Annotated in this window: 18 protein-coding genes; 16 read left to right on the top strand and 2 right to left on the bottom strand. The window is 35.5% G+C overall.

The features are described 5' to 3' along the window. Nucleotides 1-292: 292 nt before the first annotated feature. On the bottom strand, nt 293-730 hold the full coding sequence (aac(6'), locus tag M4I44_RS11020) for an aminoglycoside 6'-N-acetyltransferase (RefSeq protein ID WP_249967326.1): 438 nt from the start codon (nt 728-730) through the stop codon (nt 293-295). A gap of 237 nt (nt 731-967) precedes the next feature. Between aac(6') and M4I44_RS11015 the strand changes: the two genes are divergently transcribed. From M4I44_RS11015 to M4I44_RS10960, 12 genes are all read left to right on the top strand, one after another. Further along, on the top strand, nt 968-1417 hold the full coding sequence (locus M4I44_RS11015; protein WP_249967325.1) for a hypothetical protein: 450 nt from the start codon (nt 968-970) through the stop codon (nt 1415-1417). Between the two features lie 22 nt (nt 1418-1439). Beyond that, a complete protein-coding gene (locus M4I44_RS11010; protein ID WP_249967324.1) occupies nt 1440-1916 on the top strand; it encodes a DinB family protein in 477 nt (158 codons plus the stop codon). 45 nt (nt 1917-1961) lie between these two features. Beyond that, the gene (locus M4I44_RS11005; protein ID WP_249967323.1) at nt 1962-2345 is read left to right on the top strand and encodes a VOC family protein; all 384 of its coding nucleotides are present in this window, start codon (nt 1962-1964) and stop codon (nt 2343-2345) included. 65 nt (nt 2346-2410) lie between these two features. Next, entirely contained in the window at nt 2411-2770 is a 360-nt protein-coding gene (locus M4I44_RS11000) for a hypothetical protein (RefSeq protein ID WP_249967322.1), read from the top strand. A 93-nt stretch (nt 2771-2863) separates the two neighbouring features. Continuing rightward, nucleotides 2864-3418: a hypothetical protein gene (locus tag M4I44_RS10995; RefSeq protein WP_249967321.1), complete on the top strand. Its 555-nt coding sequence runs from the start codon at nt 2864-2866 to the stop codon at nt 3416-3418. Nucleotides 3419-3529: 111 nt separating this feature from the next. Then, on the top strand, nt 3530-4717 hold the full coding sequence (locus M4I44_RS10990; protein ID WP_249967320.1) for a hypothetical protein: 1188 nt from the start codon (nt 3530-3532) through the stop codon (nt 4715-4717). Nucleotides 4718-4785: 68 nt separating this feature from the next. Continuing rightward, nucleotides 4786-5382, top strand: coding sequence for a rhodanese-like domain-containing protein (locus tag M4I44_RS10985; protein WP_249967319.1), 597 nt, complete (start codon nt 4786-4788; stop codon nt 5380-5382). 287 nt (nt 5383-5669) lie between these two features. Beyond that, nucleotides 5670-6899 (top strand): PorT family protein, encoded by a 1230-nt coding sequence (locus M4I44_RS10980; protein WP_249967318.1) that lies wholly within the window; start codon nt 5670-5672, stop codon nt 6897-6899. A gap of 195 nt (nt 6900-7094) precedes the next feature. Further along, on the top strand, nt 7095-7967 hold the full coding sequence (locus tag M4I44_RS10975) for an alpha/beta hydrolase (RefSeq protein WP_249967317.1): 873 nt from the start codon (nt 7095-7097) through the stop codon (nt 7965-7967). A 42-nt stretch (nt 7968-8009) separates the two neighbouring features. Beyond that, nucleotides 8010-8696 carry a GNAT family N-acetyltransferase gene (locus tag M4I44_RS10970; RefSeq protein ID WP_249967316.1) on the top strand — a complete coding sequence of 229 codons (687 nt, stop codon included), beginning with the start codon at nt 8010-8012 and terminating at the stop codon, nt 8694-8696. A gap of 61 nt (nt 8697-8757) precedes the next feature. Beyond that, complete coding sequence (locus M4I44_RS10965) at nt 8758-9126, top strand: nuclear transport factor 2 family protein (protein WP_249967315.1); 369 nt, start codon at nt 8758-8760, stop codon at nt 9124-9126. A 153-nt stretch (nt 9127-9279) separates the two neighbouring features. Next, nucleotides 9280-10869 (top strand): ABC-F family ATP-binding cassette domain-containing protein, encoded by a 1590-nt coding sequence (locus M4I44_RS10960; RefSeq protein WP_249967415.1) that lies wholly within the window; start codon nt 9280-9282, stop codon nt 10867-10869. A 33-nt stretch (nt 10870-10902) separates the two neighbouring features. Here the strand turns inward: M4I44_RS10960 and M4I44_RS10955 are convergent, their stop codons facing one another. Further along, the gene (locus M4I44_RS10955; RefSeq protein WP_017495474.1) at nt 10903-12438 is read right to left on the bottom strand and encodes a YifB family Mg chelatase-like AAA ATPase; all 1536 of its coding nucleotides are present in this window, start codon (nt 12436-12438) and stop codon (nt 10903-10905) included. A gap of 250 nt (nt 12439-12688) precedes the next feature. On the opposite strand from M4I44_RS10955, the gene M4I44_RS10950 reads away from it, so the two are divergent. From M4I44_RS10950 to M4I44_RS10935, 4 genes are all read left to right on the top strand, one after another. Then, a complete protein-coding gene (locus M4I44_RS10950) occupies nt 12689-14116 on the top strand; it encodes a S41 family peptidase (RefSeq protein ID WP_249967314.1) in 1428 nt (475 codons plus the stop codon). A gap of 169 nt (nt 14117-14285) precedes the next feature. Then, nucleotides 14286-17282, top strand: coding sequence for an amidohydrolase family protein (locus M4I44_RS10945; RefSeq protein WP_249967313.1), 2997 nt, complete (start codon nt 14286-14288; stop codon nt 17280-17282). Nucleotides 17283-17322: 40 nt separating this feature from the next. After that, nucleotides 17323-18630 (top strand): amidohydrolase family protein, encoded by a 1308-nt coding sequence (locus tag M4I44_RS10940; RefSeq protein ID WP_249967312.1) that lies wholly within the window; start codon nt 17323-17325, stop codon nt 18628-18630. 329 nt (nt 18631-18959) lie between these two features. Continuing rightward, a complete protein-coding gene (locus M4I44_RS10935; RefSeq protein WP_017495479.1) occupies nt 18960-20276 on the top strand; it encodes an ammonium transporter in 1317 nt (438 codons plus the stop codon). The last annotated feature ends 34 nt before the right edge of the window (nt 20277-20310 follow it).

Genomic DNA, 20310 nt, shown 5'->3' with positions numbered 1-20310 from the left:
GAGCGAAGTCGAAGCCTCTGCCCAATCGTGTCATTTCGACAGGGAAGACTCGAGCGATAGCGACTGACTAAGTAAATCATACTACTTGATCGACAAAAATAGTCGTCAATATAGCACACGGACGACGCGGATTCGCTTTGCGAAAACACGGATTATGGCGGATTTTTTTTCTTATAATCTTCTAAATTTAATCTTGCCTTTTCTGAACTAAGGAGAAATGACAAACTTCACTAAAATCTCTTTGGCACAACAAACCCGACAGGTTTTAAAAACCTGTCGCGTTTAAACGATCCTATAAATTTTTAATGAAGCACACTATTCGTTCAACTTCGGTAAAACCAGTTTTTTGATGGAAATCAATGCTTGCTGAATTCCACAAATCGGTGTCGGAAGCAATTTGCTTAAATCCTTTTTGTTTCGCCCAGTCTTCAGCAACTTTTGTCAATCTTCTGGCAATACCTTGTTTTTGATACGCTGGCTTTACGTAAATAGCTTCAATGTAGGCAACGGGTAAGTCTTCTGCACCTTCAACATAGTCATTTCGCGTACTTAAATGTACAAACGCAATGTAGTCTTCTTGATCCTTAACCACATAACAAATTTCATTTTCTGAATCTATAATCGCTTTATAACTTTCAACTTCTTCGTCAAACGAACAGTCGTTCCAAAGCTCTAAAACTAATTCGACAAGTTGTTTTAAATTTTGTGATGAAATTACTTCAATGTTCATTTTAAAATTCTGCTCTTTATTAATTTAACAATTCAGTCAAAATTATGCAAATTCTATATAAGATGTCTCATTAGAGCGTACTTAACCTACAAATGCGTTATCCAAATAAGTACCATTCAAACCCGACAGGTTTTAAGAACCTGTCGGGTTTACAATTTTACTGCTTCGCAAAAAATGAATTTCAAATAACTCAAATAAAAAAACTATTTTAGTTTGATAAATCAAACCCCAAAATCCATGAAAATTACGATTCCCCTGTCAGTATTATTTTTATTACTTACTACTACTTTATTCGGTCAGACAATTGCTGATTTAAAACTAAAACCAAAAGAAATTCCCAAAGGCTACACTTTAAACGATGGAAATATTTGTATTACTCCGCAAGCCTGTACTTTCTATAATGATATTGAAACCTACGCTAGTATTGTTGGAACCTTAAAAAGTAAATCGATTCAAAATTTTAAAAGCAAAACCGATCGCGGATCTGTAATGTATTTTGAATTTGAACACACTTTTAAAGGAGATCGATTTCTGCAAGGATTACTTTGGGGAAAAGACGGTCAGCCATCTGATGAGCATCCGGAAGAATATCTTGCAAAGGGAAAATTTTTGATCATTTGGAATTTTCATCCTAACAGTGCACTTAAAGAAAAATCAGAAACTAAGATCGAGACGATTTTACAATAAGAAAGAACCAACAAATATAAAAATGAACAGACAAGGAGCAGTTGGGGCATTGCTTGACATCTACGAACAGGCAATTTTAGATTTTAAAAACGTTATTACAAGTATTCCGGATAATGTTTTGACCACCATTATAGACGAAAAAACAACAAGCGAAGATTGTAAATCCATACAAGCTATTCTTTCGCACGTTGTCAGCTCCGGTTATAGTTATGCTATCAGTATTCATAATCTGAAAGGGCACAATATGCAGCGACCTGACAAAATTTTTCATGTCACCATTGCCGAATATCTGAAAGATTTAACGAATGTTTTCATCTTTACCGAAAGCATCTTCAGAGAAATTAAAGACGATGAATTAGAACAATTTGATGATTCACTAAAAATAAAAACAGGTTGGGGACAATTGTACGACATCGAACAACTTACAGAACATGCCATTGTACATGTTCTCCGACACAAACGACAAATTGAAAAAATAAAACACAGTCGATTGAACTAGAATTTTCTCTAACTTCGCTTACAATAAAAAATAGCCCTAAACAAAATGAAAACCAAATCGAATCCTGTTGTTTATTTTGAAATTCCGGTAACCAACATCGAAAGAGCCATACAATTTTATTCGGCGGTTTTTGGTTTTGAATTTGAACGTGATCGCATTCATGATAATGAAATGGCATTCTTTCCACTTATCGAAGGCAACAATGGTATTTCGGGAGCCTTAGCCCAAGGTGAAATTTACAAGCCTACGATAGATGGAACTCTTGTTTATTTGAATACCGAAGATATCGAAGAAACCATAAATCTGGTCGTAAAAAATGGTGCTGAGATTTTATTTCCGATAACCTCAAATGGCGAATTTGGCTGGGTAGCTGAATTTAAAGACTGTGAAGGAAACAGAATTGCGTTGCACATGAGCCAAAAGGAATAATTTAAAATTGAGAACAAATCTAAATCTATAAAACCTCTTTTCCGTTTTATTTAAAAAACATCAAAATGAAAATTCAAACACGAACCCTTTTTTATGCAATCCTTTTCTTTTTATATCTTACCGCAACTTCTCCTTTACTGCAGTTGGGTGAGAAATTAGGAACAGATCCCTACATTACTTTGGGCTGTGGTTTTGCTGTTTTCAACATTATTTATTCTTTCTTAGGTTTAAAGTGGAAACCGGTACTCAACGTGATCTGCTCTGTTGCAATTGCCGCTTTGTCTTTATTTTTGGCCGTACAATTCGCTAATTTACATCTACTTACCAAATACGATCCTTATTTAGTTAAAACTGCTATATTCACCAATGCTATTCTATCAATCCTATTTTGGGAAATTGTGTATCAGGTGAAAATTAGGAAATAATGAAATTCTAAATACACCCCGTTTACAATACCGTTCCCAATCATTTATATTTTGATAATCTCAAATCTTACCAAAAAAGTCTCACTCGAAAACATGAAATTCAAAATTTTACTTCTTGCTGCCTTTGTTTTTATCTCTTGTAAAAAAGAATCCAAAATTGAGGTCCCAACAACTCCAAGTACAGCTAAAGACAACGTCCAAATGACTGACAAAAAAGAAACACAAAATAGCTCCGATACCATTGTGATTTCGACCAAACACAAAACAAATAAAATCGTATGCGATCTGGACGGCGACGGAAAAAATGAAACGGTTGAAATTGTAAGAAGTACAAAAAGCAATAAAAGTGGTTTGCGAATTGTTTTCGGAGATGGAAACCGAACAGATTATTTCGGAATGGGAAATACTATTCTCTATCAGGGTTTTGAAGAAATCGACTGGGCCGGAATATTTGAAAAAGCCCCAAAAGGGGAAGTTGTCTGGAACAATGTAAACGATCAGGGAGAAATCTTGGGCGATGACGAAATAAAAGAAGAAGACAAAATCAAACTGCCAAATGACGGAATCTTTATTCATGCCGAAGAAAGCTGTGGAGGTGGGATTATTTACCTTAAAGATGGAAAATACGAATGGATTCAGCAGGAATAGATCTGAAATAAAACAGTTTACAAAAACTTCACCTTCTTAAATTAAAATCACAACTTCTAGTTTATCTAAAAACAGATATCTTTGTTCCTTTAAAATCAATTGGTCTTTAGAATGAAAAAAATTACAATCCTGTTTTCAATATTATTTTTAGCACTGTCATCTTGTGGTGTAAAAACTACTCAATCCATGCTAAGCGATGGAAATTACGATGGAGCTATAGACCGTGCCGTTGAAGCTTTAAGAACGAAAAAAGATTCTAAAGGAAAACAAGATTACGTGTATTTGCTGGAAGAGGCTTTTGCAAAAGCCAAAGACAGAGATTTGCGTAGTCTGGAATTAATGATAAAAGAAGCAAATCCGGTAAATGCCGAACGCACTTACAATACCTACATGCAGTTGAACAATCGTCAGGAAAAAATCAGACCGTTATTGCCTCTTCAACTGTTGAAACAAGGAAGAACTGCCACATTCCAGTTTGATAATTATACCAATCAGATCATAAGCAGTAAAATTGCATTGACGAGATATTTATATGAAAATGCTTCTGCCCTTTTAAAATCAAATAACAAACTGGATTTTAGAAAAGCCTACGATGATTTTTCTTATTTGGAAAGCATTAGCCCAAACTACAAAAACACCAAAAAATTGATGGATGATGCACAGTTTAAAGGAACGGATTTTGTGGATGTTTATGCTAAAAACGAAACCAATATGGTTATTCCGAAACCGCTCCAGGATGGCTTACTCGATTTTAAAACCTACGGACTAAACGATAAATGGACGGTTTATCACAGTCTTAGACAAAAAGGCATCGTTTACGATTATAGCCTGATTGTAAACTTCGTGCAGATCAATATTTCGCCAGAACAAATCAAAGAGAAGGAATTCATTAAAGAAAGACAGATAAAAGACGGTGTCAAAACACTTCTGGACAGCAGAGGAAGACCGGTAAAAGACAGTCTGGGCAGAGAAATAAAAGTAGACAATTACAGAATGCTCCGTGCTAACGTATACGAATTCAGACAATTTAAATCCTGCCAGATCACAGCAAAAGTGGATTATGTTGATTTAAAAACCAATCAGTTACTGCAATCTTTTCCGGTAAGCAGTGAGTTTATTTTTGAGAATATTTACTCTACTTACAAAGGAGACAGAAGTGCGTGCGAGGACAATTATATCAGTTACTTCAACAAACGAGCTGTACCATTTCCAAACAATGAACAAATGGTTTTTGACACAGGAGAAGACTTAAAAGAGAGATTAAAAGATATTATTGTCAGAAACAAATTCAGGAGATAAATCTAACGCTTTATTAAAAGCGGTAGAGTCCGGCTGATAAACATATTGAACTATAAACCTCATTTCAAATGAAAAAGATAACGCTTCTATTTTTAGTATCATTTTGTTTCACAGGCTGTGTTACTCAATCGCAGACAGCCAAAACTTCTACAGCAATGACAGAGCAGCAACAATATCCTAAAGCATTAGTAGACTACGATGATTTTAAAAACCTCGTTACCGAAGTCGAAAAAGCAAGAGCAAATCGTCTGGTGAGTCTTGACCTTTTTCTTAAAATGAGCCGTGAAGAGAATACTGTTATTTTAGACACGCGCTCTGATTTTCGTTACAACCGAAAACACTTAAAAGGGGCTATTCATCTTGATTTTACCGATTTTACGCAGGAAAACCTCCATCAATTAATTCCGGATCCTAACACCAGAATACTGATTTACTGCAATAACAATTTTAATGGTGACCCGATAGATTTCGCTTCAAAAATGGCGCTTCCTAAAAGTGCTCCCGAGTCTCAGATTTTAGCCAACAGAAAACCTGTTATGCTGGCTCTGAACATTCCTACACATATTAACCTTTATGGGTACGGCTATAAAAACATCTATGAACTTGACGAATTGGTTCACGTAAATGACCGCAGAATAAAGTTTGAAGGAACGGAAGTAAAGTAATTTCAGTTATCTACTTTAAACTTTTGAGAACAATTAGTTTAGGCAATTAGACCGAAAATCTGCTTAAAAATGCTTCATTTGTCCTAACATTTACAAACAACAGGACAAATACCACTACTAAATTTTCCTAATAACAAATCGAGGGCTTTACGGTTTTACGTAATGTAATGCCGATTTCGTACGTTACATTTACACTCAAAAAATAACCCTGATATTTTTCTTGTTCAAGGATTTATCCAACTCATATTAAATAACTAAAACCAAAAATAACCAACAACCAAATTTTAATGAAAAAACAAGCCTTATTTCTTGTATTAACTCTTATAATAAGCATTAACAGTTACTCTCAAATCCTTTTCGAACGCGGTTACATTATTAACCAAAACGATCAAAAAATAGAGTGCCAAATCGAAAACCTGGATTGGAAAAGTACTCCTACCAGCTTCAGATACCAACTCCCTGACAATACGAATATCATTACTGCGGACATAAAAACTGTCAAAGAATTTGCAATCACCGGACAAAGTAAGTACATCAGATCTTTGGTTAAAATAGACCGCTCCTCAAAAAACATAGAAAATATGAGTACGGATAAAAATCCTGATCTTAAAGAAGAAACTCTCTTCTTAAAAGTACTTATTGAAGGAAAAGCATCTCTTTATTTATATAGCGATGGAAACTTAAGGCGTTTCTTCTATAAAATGGATAATACCGAGATAAAGCAATTAATTCACAAAAGCTATTTGATAGATCAAAATTCTACAATTGCGAAAAATAATTACTTCAGAGAACAGCTTTTTATTGATCTAAAATGTGAAAATATTCTTCAAAAAGAATATGAAATTTTAGACTACAGCTCCAATAAACTGCTAAAATTTTTCATCAAGTACAACAAATGCAGTGATACTAATTTTGCCACTTTTGAGTCTAAAGAAAAGAAAGATCTTTTTAATTTAACCTTAAGACCAAGGCTAAACAGCAGCTCATTATCAATAAGCAACTCGCCACTTGATTATTACGACTTTAAATTTGATTCTAAAACAAATCTTAGTCTGGGTATTGAAGCAGAATTTATTTTCCCTTTTAATAAAAATAAGTGGGCAGTGATCGTAGAGCCAACTTATCAATACTATAGTAGTGAAAAATCCAAACAAACCTCCAATTTGTCAGGTGGTGAAGCAAACGCGAAAGTAGATTATAAATCAATAGAACTGCCAATAGGAATTAGGCATTACTTTTTCCTTAAAAATAATTCCAAGATATTTGTAAATGCATCTTTCTTAATTGATTTTGATTCAAACTCGAAAATAGAAGTCACCAGAAAAGACGGTTCGGTTGTAAGTAAATTAGATGTTAGTTCCCGTAACTCCTTGGTATTTGGAATTGGTGGAAAATTTCGTAACAGATATAGTATAGAGTTTAGATATTTGGCTGGCAGAACTATTCTAAGCAATTACCAAACCTGGAACTCCTCATTTTCAACAACATCCTTTATACTAGGTTATTCCTTTTTTTAAGATAATTCAATAACATTAAACACTTAACGAATCCCTTTCATTGTTTGATGAAAGGGATTTATTTTATAGACGATTTTTGAGTTTTTTTCGTCTTAATTAAGATTTTAGAATGTCAAAAATTTGTATTTTAGTTCTATATAATTTACCTGTTTCACATCATAATATTTTACCCCATTGCTACTAAATACCACCATAATGAACAAATTATTTACCCTTGCCTTTTTACTCTTTTCTACCACTTTTATCTTTTGCCAAACCAATAAAACCAAACCAAAAGAAATCGCAAAGCCATTTGTATTAGGAGTTATTGATGAAATTCAATCGAAAGAATTAGGAGAAAAAAGAATCCTTAATATCTATCTACCAGAAGGTTACAAAACCGAAGAAGCAACAAAATATCCCGTAATTTATTTATTAGACGGTTCAGCTGATGAAGATTTTATTCATATCGCCGGTCTGGTGCAGTTTAATAGTTTCGAATGGATCAATCAGGTTCCTAAATCAATTGTTGTGGGAATTGCCACTGTCGACAGAAGAAGAGATTTTACATTCCCGACCACTATCGAAAAAGATCAAAAAAGGTTTCCAACTTCCGGGCATTCTGGTAAATTCATTGCTTTTATCGAAAAAGAATTGCAACCTTTTATTGAAAAAAAATACAAAGCCAACAACTCTAAAACCCTTATGGGACAATCATTGGGAGGGTTACTGGGAACTGAAATTCTACTAACAAAACCAACCCTTTTTAATAAATATGTTATTGTAAGCCCAAGCATTTGGTGGAATAATGGTTCCATACTAAATCTTGACAGCGCCATTTTTCAGGAAAATTTCAGTGCGCAGACAGACATTTACATTGCAGTTGGTAAAGAAGGACTTACGCCAACAGAAATTCCAAGAGTTATGGAAGTCGATGCTAATTTACTAACTGAAAAAATTAAAGCTTCAAAAAGCAAAAACATAAGAGTATATTTTGATTATTTCCCGCTTGAAAATCACGGTACGATTTTGCACCCGGCAGCTTCGAATTCATTTCGTTTTTTCTATCCTATAAAAGAGAAAGAATAAAAACCGAATATAGTACGATCCCAAAAAATTATTTTTAAGATAATGACAAATAAAGAAGACCATAAACTAGATAATCCGGTTTGGTATGCATTATCCGAAAACCATTCCGCATTTGCCCTTGATTATGATGGTACTAAATTTTACAATCCGGATTATTGTCCGTTTGGAAGTTTTATACTCTCGGAAAGCACTTTAAAGGCCATAAAACAATATGAGTTGTTAACGGATTCTTTTTTTGTAGTGGGTGAAAAACCTGAAATAGACGATTCTTTAACAATCATCAAAGAATTGATTTGTCTGCAAATGGTTATTCAGGACAAAATCCAACTTCCGACTGGTACTGAAATTCTCAAACTTACCGAAAATCATAATGACGAATTATTACAACTGGTTAATTTGGTACAGCCGGGATATTTTAAACCCCAAACTCCTTTATTAGGTAATTATTATGGAATATTTAAAGAAGCCCAATTGATAGCTGTCGCAGGCGAACGTATGAAAATGAATGACTTTACAGAAGTGAGTGCTATTATCACGCATCCCGATCACACCGGAAAAGGTTATGCCAAACAATTGATTTCGCATGTTGTCAATAGCATCTTAGACGAAAGTAAAACTCCTTTTTTACATGTTGTCGAAAATAATATAGGTGCCATTAGCTTATATGAAAAACTAGGTTTTGTAACGAGACGAAAAATCAGCTTTTGGAATGTTTCTAAAAAACAGTAATTTTATCTTGCACCTAAAATAGTCGTTCCAAAAACACTTTTAACATCATAACCTTTAAGACATGACAGCAAATAAACAAACTGTAACCGAATATATGGAAGCTTTTAGAGTAAGCAATCATAAACGAATTTTAGATTGCCTTACTGATGATGTGATCTGGGAAATGCCCGGAATTTATCAGCATGTAGGGAAAGAAGCTTTTGACAAAGAAATTGAAAACGACAATTTTACAGGCAGTCCCACGATTCAAATCATAAAACTAATTGAAGAAAATGACATTGTTATTGCCGAAGGTGCCGTACAGGGAAATATGAAAAATGGTAATAAACTGGATGCTGTTTTCTGTGATGTTTTTGAAATGGAAAAAGGTAAAATTAAAAAGCTTACTTCCTATTTAATGTCTAAAAATGCCAGTTTAAAATTTGAATAAGGTGAAACTCAAATCTTAAAAACTATTTTTTGTATCTTTGCAGCAATAAATAAACCGTACCATCTCTATGTGAATAAAAATTTCTTTCGGACAATTTTAAGGTAAGCTATTAAAATGGCTTGCACATTTGTTTATTCCCTAAAGAAAGAAATTATGGTTATTTTACAGCATATCTCCTACTTACATTCAAACAAGAATTTGTTGTTTGATAAAATTACTTTTACAGTTAACCCTCACCAAAAAATTGCTTTAATTGGCAACAACGGTGTTGGAAAATCAACCTTATTAAAAATTATTGCAGGCGAATCAGAACCTGTCGACGGTTTATTAAAAACAGATTCCAAACCCTATTATCTGCCTCAAATTTTCGGGCAGTTTAATCAGCTTACGATTGCTCAGGCGCTTCAGGTTGAAGACAAACTGAATGCTTTGCACGAAATTCTTAACGGAGTCGTTTCTGAAGAAAACCTTACTATTTTAAACGACGACTGGACAATTGAAGAGCGTTGCAATGAAGCCTTACAATACTGGCAGTTGCAGGATTTAGACCGGAACCAAAAACTCGGAACGCTGAGCGGCGGACAAAAAACAAAAGTTTTCCTGGCCGGAATTTCAATTCATGAACCAAAACTGGTTTTACTTGATGAACCAAGTAATCATTTGGACATTTCGGGAAGAGAATTATTATATGAATTTATAAAAAACAGCGCTTCAACTTTGATTGTAGTAAGTCACGATCGAAAATTATTGAATTTATTGCAGGCTGTTTATGAATTATCAGGACAGGGAATAACAGTTTACGGTGGTAATTATGATTTTTACACTGAACAAAAACAGATCGAAAATAAGGCTTTGAGTCAGGATATTCAAAGTAAAGAAAAAGCGTTACGCAAAGCAAAAGAAAAAGAACGTGAAACTCTGGAACGTCAAAACAAACTGGACTCCCGTGGTGAAAAAAAGCAGAAGAAAGCCGGAGTTTCAAGAATTATGATGAACACTTTGCGAAACAATGCCGAAAACAGTACGGCCAAAACAAAAGGTGTTCATGCCGAAAAAATTGGAACTATTGCTAAGGACCTGCAGAAATTGCGGTCAGCATTACCTGATATTGATCAAATGAAATTTGGTTTTGATAAAACAAACCTTCATAAAGGAAAAATACTTTTCAAAGCATCAGCAATTAATCATAGTTATAACGATCAGTTGTTGTGGAAAAATAGGCTTCATTTTCAAATTCTAAGCGGGCAGCGTATCGCCCTCAAAGGCGCAAACGGCTCCGGAAAAACGACATTGATAAAAATAATCACGGGCCAATTGCAACCCAAAACAGGGAATATTTACAAAGCCAATTCTAAATCAATTTACATTGATCAGGATTATTCGCTTATTGAAAATCAAATTTCAGTTTACGAACAAGCACAGAAATTTAATACTTCCGGTTTACAGGAACATGATCTGAAAATGAAACTTGATAAGTTTCTGTTTTCACAAAATGACTGGAACAAACCCTGTTTTGCTTTAAGCGGAGGTGAAAAAATGCGACTGATGCTTTATTGTTTGACCCTCAATAGTGAGGCTCCGGATATGATCATTCTGGATGAACCAACAAACAATCTTGATATTCAAAATATCGAAATTCTGACCGCAGCTGTAAACGAGTACAAGGGGACTTTAATTGTGGTTTCGCATGATATCCTTTTTTTAGATGAAATTCATATTGAGAATTTTATAGAATTAAGTTAAATTTTCGCTCCAAAATAGTAAAATCTAAAATCTCTAACCCAGCCAGCCGTCGCGATCCAAACTTCTATATTGAATGGCTTCGGCGATGTGTTGGGAAATTATAGACGGAGCATTATCTAAATCGGCGATGGTTCTTGAGACTTTGAGGATTCTATCGTAGGCTCTCGCCGACAGATTCAATCGTTCCATAGCGGTTTTCAGCAATTCTTTTGACGGATCGTCAAGAATGCAAAACTCCCGAATAAGTTTGCTGCTCATTTGTGCATTGTAATGTACATTTCCAATGGTTTCAAAACGTCTGGTTTGAATTTCCCGAGCGGCGGTAACCCGTTTGCGAATTTCAACACTGCTCTCGGCTTTTCGATCATCGGCCAATTTTTCAAAAGGAACTGGTGTGACTTCAATATGAATATCAATCCGGTCTAAAAGCGGACCCGAAATTTTGCTCATATAACGCTGCATCTCGTGAGGCGAAGATGTATTAGGCATACTCGGATCATTAAAAAAACCACTCGGACTTGGATTCATACTCGCCACAAGCATAAACGAGGAAGGGTAAGTTACTGTAAACTTCGCTCGTGAAATGGTAACTTCGCGATCTTCCAGCGGCTGGCGCATCACTTCCAAAACATCGCGCTTGAACTCCGGTAATTCATCTAAAAACAAAACACCATTATGAGCCATCGAAATTTCTCCGGGCTGAGGATAACTTCCTCCTCCAACCAAGGCAACATTAGAAATGGTATGATGAGGACTTCTAAAAGGTCTCTGGTTCATTAACCCTACCTCTTTTAATTTTCCGGCAACACTGTGAATTTTAGTCGTTTCAAGAGCTTCACGCAAAGTCATTGGCGGTAAAATACTCGGAACACGTTTAGCCAACATTGTTTTCCCTGCTCCGGGCGGACCAATTAAAATAATATTATGACCTCCCGCAGCCGCAATTTCCATACAACGTTTTATACTTTCCTGTCCGCGTACATCTGAAAAATCAAATTCCGGAAAATCTAAGCTTTTATAAAATTCAGCTCTGGTATCAATAATCGTAGGCTCAAGCGTTCCTTTTCCATTAAAAAAATCAATAACATCCTGAAGATTCTGAACTCCATAAACGTCTAATCCGGTCACTATTGCGGCTTCTTTCACATTCTGAATGGGCAGGAAGAAACCTTTATAACCTTCTTCCTTTGCTTTGATTGCGATTGGTAATGCTCCCCGAATAGGCTGTAAACTGCCGTCTAAAGAAAGCTCTCCCATGATAATATATTTTTCAATCTCCGGCGCTTTTACCTGATCTGAAGCAACCAAAATCCCCATCGCCAAAGTTAAATCGTATGCAGAACCTTCCTTTCGTAAGTCTGCCGGTGCCATATTAATTGTTATTTTCTTACCAGGGAAATTTAGTCCATTATTCTTCAGAGCAGCGGCAATTCGATAACTACTTTCCTTTATGGCATTATCCGGCAATCCCACTAAATGATAACCAATCCCATTATCCATATGAACTTCGACTGTAATCGTTGTTGCTTCTACTCCAAAAACGGCACTTCCATAAACTTTTACTAACATAATCCTTGTTCCAAAAATGGCTTTAAATCTAACAAAAACACAAAAGTAGCTTTTTTATTACAAATTAACAGCCTTTTCCTCCTACTTCCTTTTAGATTCAATTCTATCTTCTCAAATTCATCATTAGAAAATCACAAATATTTTCAACTTCTACTAACAAAAAATAACAAAACAACACACCTGCAAATATTTTCATCAGATTTTATCATAAAATCTTAAATTAGCGTTATAAATAAAAATCCAAAACATTATGAAATATCTCACTAAACCATTTTTACAACAGATTTTTATTTTTAACAACAAACTCGTTTTTTTATTCGTGCTCACTTGTCTCATTCTCCCAAACGCCAATGGTCAGCAAAAGAAAATAACGGAAAAATTCAAAAAAGAAACTATCCTAAAAATAGATTCCCTCATTCAAAAGGAGTACATATTTCCTGATCAGGCAAAACTGATCGCAGCTCATTTAAAAAAGAGTTATAAAGAAAATAAATTCAAAAAATACGATCTTCTGGATTCTTTCGCTGTAGCGCTAACGAAAGAAATTCGTTTGGTCAACAACGACAAACATCTTAGAGTCAAGCCTAAATTTGTTCCCGATAACAACACCACGAGTACAGCTAAAGATTCCTACGAAATTTATCTTCATAATTTAACCGACAATCGCAAACTTGCCGATGGTTTCCGAGAGGTTAAGATACTTGACGGTAATATCGGTTACCTCAATTTTAAATATTTCATACACGAGACTAACCCCACTATTGATTCTTATATGCAATTGCTTTCTAAAACGGACGCCATTGTTATTGATTTAAGAACTAACGGAGGTGGAAGTCCTAAAACCGTACAGTACCTGTGCAGTTACTTTTTTAAAGAACCTCTATTGCTAAATACCTTATACTTTAGAAAAGACAACTTTACGGAAGAATTCAGAGTTACAGAAGTTAATGGCAAAAAAAGAATCGATGTTCCCCTATTTATTATCACAGGTAACAGAAGTTTTTCGGGTGCAGAAGAATTCAGTTATAACATGCAAACACAAAAAAGAGCAACCTTAGTTGGTGAAGTGACTGGTGGCGGAGCAAATCCCGGTGAAATTCTTGAAATTAACTCTCTTTTAGAAATATTTATTCCTACCGGAACTGCAATAAATCCAATCACTAAAACAAACTGGGAAGGAATTGGTGTAATCCCTGAGTACAAAACAACCAAGGAACTTGCCTACGACAAAACCATAGAATTGGCAAAAAAAGCAGCAGAGGACTACCGAAGTAAAATTGCAGCTGAATCAAAAAAACTTTATCTGGAATTGCAATCTACTGTTGACCAGCAAAAAAAACCATCAAACGAAGCTGATTTAGCAAAAATGGATCAGCAAATTCAAACCGTTATAAAAAAACTAATTGAATCTAATTGGTTTACGGAAGAGGATATTACTAACCTGTCGTCTGATTATACTTCTACAAAACCATTTATTGCAGAATCCATTTTAAAAAGCAATGCAGAATTACATCCAAAATCTCCGATAGCCTTTTTAAAATATGGTGATCTGCTTGAGCAAAACGGAAAAAAAGATACTGCAACGGCCGTCTTAAAAAAAGCGGTAGAACTCGCCACAGAAATCAAAGCTCCCTACCTGGAAGGGATAAAAAACCGATATGAGAAGATCCTAAAATAAAAAGAGATCTTTAAAAGTAGCACTCAAAAAAACAGTGTAAAACATCAAAATCAGAAGAATTACTAAATCGTTTTTGGTACTTAACGCGGAATATAAAAAATTAATTTTCATTAAAACTTGCTCAAATATTAATATTTCCTATTTTTAATGAAAATTTTATTAATTATCCATGAAAAGAAAACTACTACTACTGTTTTTGAGTGTTTTTTTAACAAAAACGTACGCTCAAGATTACTTTCCCGTTAATGAAAGTGTCCACAACAAAAACAACAATTACACTGTTTTTACCAATGCCACGATTTATGTAACCCCAACACAAAAAATCGAAAAAGGAACTTTACTTATTCAAGATGGCAAAGTGGTTGGTGTTGGAAATAACATCACCATTCCTAAAAATAGCGTTGCTATTGATCTTGCAGGAAAAACTATCTATCCTTCGTTTATTGATATCTACACCAGCTTTGGGGTTGAAAAACCTAAAGCCCCTGCCGGACGTGGACGTGATCGCAGCCCTTTATACGACACTAAAAAAGTAGGCTACTACTGGAACGAAAGTGTTCGTCCGGAAGTAAATACTTATGAGACTTTTAAATACGATCAGCCGAAAGCTGAGGAATTACTAAAAGCCGGTTTTGGAGTAGTAGGAACCCATATTGCTGATGGAGTTGCTCAGGGAACCGGAATTTTAGTAGCGCTGAACAACACCGAAAATAGCAAACAAATTATTGCAAATAAAGTAACCAACCATTTTGCTTTTACAAGAAGTGCTTTGACCAATCAGGCTTATCCAAGTTCGTTAATGGGTATGACGGCTTTGTTACGCCAAATGTACCTGGACTTAGACTGGTACAAAAAAGGAAATTCAGAAACTAAAGATTTATCATTAGAGGCTTTAGCTGATAACGAAAAACTGATTCAGATTTTTGCTACAGAAGACAAATTAAACAGTTTAAGAGCTGCGAAAATTGCCAAAGAATTTGGATTAAACTATGTTCTGAAAGGGAGCGGAAATGAGTTTGAAAGAATTGAAGAAATTAAAGGTACCAATGCCAAATACATCATCCCAATCAGTTTCCCTGAAGCGTATGATGTTTCTAACCCTTATTTATCCAATCAAATCGAATTGGCCGATATGCGTTTCTGGAATCAGGCGCCTACCAACTTAAAAGTTCTTTCGGATAATGGAGTTGTTTTTGCTTTAACAACAGACAAATTAAAAAAAACCGAAGATTTTAAAACTAATCTACTAAAAGCCATTAAATATGGTTTTGATAAAACAAAAGCTCTGGAGGCTCTAACCACAGTTCCCGCAGCTATTTTAGGAAAAAGTAATGAAGTAGGAAGTTTGAAAACTGGTGCTTTTGCCAACTTCATCATTACTTCAGGTGAAATTTTTGACGAAAAAACTGTTTTATACGAAAACTGGGTTCAGGGAACGAAATACGTTGTGAACGATGTTAACGCAAAAGACATTCGTGGTAACTACGACTTAACGGTTGGAAAAGATACCTACAAATGGAAAATCGAAGGAACAGTTGATGCTCCAAAATCTGAAATTACAACTGCAGATGCAAAGAAAGTGAGCAGTACTTTTGCTGTTTCTAAAAACTGGATCTCTCTTTTAATTAAACCAACCGATTCAATCAAATCTAATTTTTCACGTTTGACCGGATTGATCGAGAAACCGGAAAACTTATCCGGAAAAGCGGTTTTAGGAAACGGAACTGAATTGTTCTGGACTGCTACAAGAACGAGCCCGTTTGTAGCCGTAAAAGATTCGACTAAAGTTGAAAAATTAAATCCTATTATCCCGACAACTTATCCAAATATTGCTTTCGGTGACTCAAAAAGACTAACTGCTCAAACTTTACTTTTCAAAAATGCTACGGTTTGGACCAACGAAAAGGAAGGTATTCTAACTGAAACTGACGTTTTAATTAAAAACGGAAAAATTGCTGCTGTAGGTAAAAATCTTTCAGATGCTTCTGCTACAGTTATTGATGCTAAAGGGAAACATATCACGAGCGGAATTATTGACGAACATTCCCACATCGCCATCTCAAAAGGGGTGAACGAGATGGGACATAACTCGACTGCCGAAGTTACGATTCAGGATGTTGTAAACTCTGAAGACATCAATATCTACAGAGACTTAGCAGGAGGTGTAACCACTTCACAATTATTACACGGATCTGCAAACCCAATCGGAGGACGTTCTGCCATCGTAAAATGGAAATGGGGTGCTGCACCAGAGGAAATGTTGTACAAAAACCAACCAAAGTTTATCAAATTTGCTTTGGGAGAAAACGTAAAACAAGCGAATTGGGGAATTGATAATCCTACCCGTTTTCCACAAACCAGAATGGGAGTTGAACAGGTTTTCACTGATTATTTTCAACGTGCAAAAGAATACGATGAAAGCTGGAAAAAATTCAACGCAGGTTCTAAAAAAGGAAAAGCACCAAGAGTTGATTTAGAAATGCAAACGATCGCTGAAATTCTAAACAAAGAGCGTTTTATTACCTGTCACTCTTATGTAGAATCTGAGATTTTAATGCTGATGAATGTTACAGAGAAGTTCAATTTCAAAGTGAATACTTTTACGCACATTCTGGAAGGATATAAAGTTGCTGATAAGATGAAAGAACACGGTGTTGGAGCTTCTACATTCTCTGACTGGTGGGCTTATAAATTTGAAGTAAATGACGCGATTCCGTTTAACGGACCAATTATGCACAATCAGGGATTAGTAGTTGCCTACAACTCAGATGATGCCGAAATGTCAAGAAGATTGAATCAGGAGGCTGCAAAAGCGGTGAAATACGGAAACATCTCTGAAGAAGAGGCTTGGAAATTTGTAACCTTAAACCCTGCCAAATTATTACATATTGACGATAAGGTAGGAAGTGTAAAAGTAGGTAAAGATGCTGACGTTGTATTATGGAGCGAAAATCCGTTGTCTATTTATGCTAAAGTCGAAAAAACAATGATTGAAGGTGTAGTGTATTTTGACCTTGAAAAAGATGCTGAAAAACAACAAGCTATTTCTAAAGAAAGAAGTTTATTGATTGGGCAGATGTTGCAGGAAAAAAACAAAGGAATGAGCACACAGCCACCAACTAAGAAAGAGAAGAAAGAATATCACTGTGATACTTTAGAACAATAATAACGGCTTTATAAAATTCATAAAGATAAAAACAGATAACATGATTAATAAAAATATATATATAGGTCTGCTTGCCTTTTGTGCATCATTGCAAATAAAAGCACAGCAAATACCGGCACCTCAACAAACCAAATCGGTTTTGATTTTAAATGCTACTGCACATTTAGGTAACGGAAGTGTTATTCAAAACAGTGCCGTTGGATTTAAAGACGGAAAATTAACCCTGGTAGCAGATGCAACGACCGTAAGGCTTGCTGCTGATGCGTATGACACAACCATTGACGCCAGCGGAAAACACATTTACCCGGGATTTATCGTAGCTAATGCAACATTAGGCTTGGTAGAAATTGATGCCGTGAAATCGTCAGATGATCAGGAAGAAATTGGAACTTTTAATCCAAACGTAAGAAGTATTATCGCCTACAATTCTGAATCGAAAGTGGTAGAAACTGTTCGTCCGAATGGGATTTTAATGGCGCAGATCACTCCTCGTGGAGGTAGAATTTCCGGAACTTCTTCTGTGGTGCAGTTAGATGCCTGGAGCTGGAAAGATGCCATTATAAAGGAAAATGACGGAATTCATCTTGACTTCCCTTCTAATTTCAGAAGATCAGGATCATGGTTTGAACCGGGAGTTATTGAAGCCAACAAAGATTATCCAAAACAAGTGGAAGAAATCGCAGCGTTCTGGAGTAACGCAAAAGCTTACAATCAGGCTGCTTCAAAAGAAAAAAACATTGTTTTTGAAGCTACAAAAGGGCTTTTTGATGGAACTCAAACGCTATACATCCATGCTGATGAAGAAAAACAAATCGTTGATGCTATACAATTAGCGGCAAGCAATCAGATCAAGAAAATAGTTGTTGTAGGAGGTTTTGAAGCCTATAAAGCTGCTGATGTATTGCAAAAATATAATGTTGGTGTATTCTTAAGACGTGTACATGACATGCCAACAAGTGATGACGAAGATGTAAATCTACCTTATAAAATGGCCAAAATACTTACCGATAAAGGTATTGTGGTAGGACTTGAAAACAGTGGTGATCACGAGCGTATGAGCGTAAGAAACCTGCCGTTTTTAGCAGGAACCTGTGCAGCATATGGCTTAGACAGAGAAAAAGCGTTACAGCTTATCACTTCCAATACGGCAAAATTATTAGGTATTGATGCTACTTGCGGAACTCTGGAAACGGGTAAAGATGCCACTTTATTTATCTCTGAAGGTGATGCACTCGATATGAGAACGAATAAGCTAACAACTGCTTTCATTCAGGGAAGAAAAATTAACTTAGAAACTTTTCAAACCAAACTGAATGATAAATTCAAAGCAAAGTTCAATCAGAAATAAGCAATAGTATTTTATAATAAAAGGCGTCATTTGAAAAATTCATCTGACGCCTTTTTTATTTACAATTCACAACTATAAAACAAATTAATCAGATATTAATCCAAAAAACAATCAAAACACCTCTACATAACACTACCTTTTAGTTAATAAACTAACAAAAACACAAAACTTTTTTACCAAATCATAAATTTAAGGTTAATATTATTCAATTGACACAAAATACAGGGGGTCAAAATAAAAAATCAATAAAAATAAAGCACTCACCCCTATTTTTTACATGGTTATTACTTGATTTTATACATTTATAAAAAATTTAAAACTAAATAACTATGCGAAAAATTATTTTAAGTGTGATTCTTATCACGATTTTAGTACTCACCTTTTTATCCAACTTTATATTATCCGATAACCCAATTCCGGCAGAAGCTGTAAAGTTTGACACAGGAGACACAGCCTGGATGATCGTAGCCACTGCTTTTGTTTTGCTTATGACACCCGGATTAGGATTTTTCTACGGAGGAATGGTAGGTAAGAAAAACGTTATTAGTACCATGCTGCAAAGTTTTATGGCAATGGTAATTGTTACAATCTTATGGGTTATTGTCGCTTTCGGATTAGCATTTGGCCCTACGATTGGCGGAATCATTGGAAACCCAACTTCTAATTTATTCTTTCAGAATGTAGGTACCAGCACTGCCTGGAGCCTTGCCCCAACAATTCCTTTTATGTTATTCGCATTGTTTCAGGCAAAATTCGCCATTATTACACCTGCATTAATCACTGGTGCATTTGCAGAACGTGTGCGTTTCTGGGCTTATTTGTTATTTATGGTTTTATTCATCCTAATCATATATTCTCCTTTAGCACATATGACATGGCATCCAGACGGCGTATTCTTTAAAATGGGAGTATTAGATTTCGCAGGAGGAACAGTAGTGCACATGAGTGCCGGATGGGCCGCTTTAGCAGGAGCAATATTCTTAGGAAAAAGAAAAGTTCAAAAAGTAAATCCGGCCAGAATTACTTACGTTTTACTGGGAACAGGTTTGTTATGGTTTGGATGGTTTGGTTTCAATGCAGGTTCCGCATTAGGAGCTAACGGATTAGCTGTTCAGGCTTTAGGAACTACAACTGTTGCTGCCGCAGCTGCTGCTATGGCCTGGGTTTTCCTGGATAAAATCTTAGGACACAAATTATCAGCTCTGGGCGCTTGCATAGGAGCAGTTGTAGGACTGGTTGCCATTACTCCTGCTGCAGGTTTTGTAAGCATCTCTCACGCTATTTTCATCGGAGCATTCTCTGCCATTGTTAGTAATCTGGTAGTAAGCAAATTCCCTAAAGGAAAAATCGATGATGCGCTAGACGTTTTCGCCTGTCATGGTGTTGGTGGTATGGTAGGAATGCTGTTAACCGGTGTTTTTGCCTCGAAAGCAATCAACCCCGCTGTTGGAGACAATCAAGGTTTAATTTTTGGAACTCCAACATTATTTATCAATCAATTAACTGCTTTGGTAATCGTTTCTATCTTTGCTTTTGTAGGTTCTTATGCTTTATTCTTTGTCGTAAACAAAATTACCCCACTAAGAGTTACTGAAGAAAAAGAAGAATTAGGATTAGATATTTCTCAACACGGGGAATTCTTATAAAAACAAATTTCCGCCTTTGCCCATAAAAAATCCC

Origin of the sequence: Flavobacterium sp. B183, from assembly GCF_023539155.1 — a bacterium.
Classification (GTDB): Bacteria; Bacteroidota; Bacteroidia; order Flavobacteriales; family Flavobacteriaceae; genus Flavobacterium; species Flavobacterium tructae.
Note: the sequence above shows the minus strand (reverse complement) of the source record. Positions and strands in the feature narration are given on the sequence as shown.

Excerpts from the sequence above, each read along its gene's own strand:
- M4I44_RS10960 (WP_249967415.1), top strand. The coding sequence starts at position 9,280 with ATGGTTATTTTACAGCATATCTCCTACTTACATTCAAACAAGAATTTG.
- M4I44_RS10945 (WP_249967313.1), top strand. The coding sequence starts at position 14,286 with ATGAAAAGAAAACTACTACTACTGTTTTTGAGTGTTTTTTTAACAAAA.
- M4I44_RS11000 (WP_249967322.1), top strand. The coding sequence starts at position 2,411 with ATGAAAATTCAAACACGAACCCTTTTTTATGCAATCCTTTTCTTTTTA.
- M4I44_RS10975 (WP_249967317.1), top strand. The coding sequence starts at position 7,095 with ATGAACAAATTATTTACCCTTGCCTTTTTACTCTTTTCTACCACTTTT.
- M4I44_RS10940 (WP_249967312.1), top strand. The coding sequence starts at position 17,323 with ATGATTAATAAAAATATATATATAGGTCTGCTTGCCTTTTGTGCATCA.
- M4I44_RS11015 (WP_249967325.1), top strand. The coding sequence starts at position 968 with ATGAAAATTACGATTCCCCTGTCAGTATTATTTTTATTACTTACTACT.
- M4I44_RS10970 (WP_249967316.1), top strand. The coding sequence starts at position 8,010 with ATGACAAATAAAGAAGACCATAAACTAGATAATCCGGTTTGGTATGCA.
- M4I44_RS11005 (WP_249967323.1), top strand. The coding sequence starts at position 1,962 with ATGAAAACCAAATCGAATCCTGTTGTTTATTTTGAAATTCCGGTAACC.
- M4I44_RS10985 (WP_249967319.1), top strand. The coding sequence starts at position 4,786 with ATGAAAAAGATAACGCTTCTATTTTTAGTATCATTTTGTTTCACAGGC.
- M4I44_RS10935 (WP_017495479.1), top strand. The coding sequence starts at position 18,960 with ATGCGAAAAATTATTTTAAGTGTGATTCTTATCACGATTTTAGTACTC.
- M4I44_RS11010 (WP_249967324.1), top strand. The coding sequence starts at position 1,440 with ATGAACAGACAAGGAGCAGTTGGGGCATTGCTTGACATCTACGAACAG.
- M4I44_RS10980 (WP_249967318.1), top strand. The coding sequence starts at position 5,670 with ATGAAAAAACAAGCCTTATTTCTTGTATTAACTCTTATAATAAGCATT.
- M4I44_RS10995 (WP_249967321.1), top strand. The coding sequence starts at position 2,864 with ATGAAATTCAAAATTTTACTTCTTGCTGCCTTTGTTTTTATCTCTTGT.
- M4I44_RS10950 (WP_249967314.1), top strand. The coding sequence starts at position 12,689 with ATGAAATATCTCACTAAACCATTTTTACAACAGATTTTTATTTTTAAC.
- M4I44_RS10990 (WP_249967320.1), top strand. The coding sequence starts at position 3,530 with ATGAAAAAAATTACAATCCTGTTTTCAATATTATTTTTAGCACTGTCA.
- M4I44_RS10955 (WP_017495474.1), bottom strand. The coding sequence starts at position 12,438 with ATGTTAGTAAAAGTTTATGGAAGTGCCGTTTTTGGAGTAGAAGCAACA.
- M4I44_RS10965 (WP_249967315.1), top strand. The coding sequence starts at position 8,758 with ATGACAGCAAATAAACAAACTGTAACCGAATATATGGAAGCTTTTAGA.